General features: G+C 58.4%; 1 protein-coding gene. It reads right to left on the bottom strand.

Annotated elements, in window-relative coordinates; all coding sequences use genetic code 11:
* Positions 1-20 precede the first annotated feature (20 nt).
* On the bottom strand, positions 21-311 hold the full coding sequence (locus tag VE25_RS23795; RefSeq protein WP_052731623.1) for a hypothetical protein: 291 nt from the start codon (positions 309-311) through the stop codon (positions 21-23).
* Positions 312-445: the final 134 nt, after the last annotated feature.

Below are 445 nucleotides of genomic sequence, written 5' to 3'. Positions count from 1 at the left end.
CTCCTCCCCTCTTCATCCTCTTATTTCTCTTCCTTCCTCCCCTCCTCCTTCTTTTCCTCCTCCCTCTTTCCTTCTTCTTCCTCCTCTTTTTCTCTTCTCTTTTTGCTATCTCCCTTCATCCATCCCTCCTTTCCCTCTTCCTTCTTTTTGTCTTCCATCCTCTCCTTTTCCTCTTTCTGTTTCCTTCCCTTTCCCCTTCTCCCCTCCCCCCCCCCCCCCCCTTCCCCCCCCTTCCCCACCTCCTCTCCCTCCACCACCTCCTCTTTCCCCTTTTTTTTTCCGCCCCCCTCTTTCTCCTCATTTCCGCCCACCTCCTTTTTCTCTCTCCCTCCCTCCTCTCCTCCACCCTTCCCCCCCTCCTCTTCCCCCTCCGCTCTCCCCCGCTCCCCCCTCTCTCCATCCCCCCCTCCACCTTCCCCTCCCCCCCTCCCCCCTCCCTACCCTT

Origin of the sequence: Devosia geojensis (assembly GCF_000969415.1) — a bacterium.
Taxonomy (GTDB): Bacteria; Pseudomonadota; Alphaproteobacteria; order Rhizobiales; family Devosiaceae; genus Devosia; species Devosia geojensis.
The sequence above is the reverse complement of the archived record's forward strand: the minus strand, read 5'-3'. Positions and strand labels throughout refer to the sequence as shown.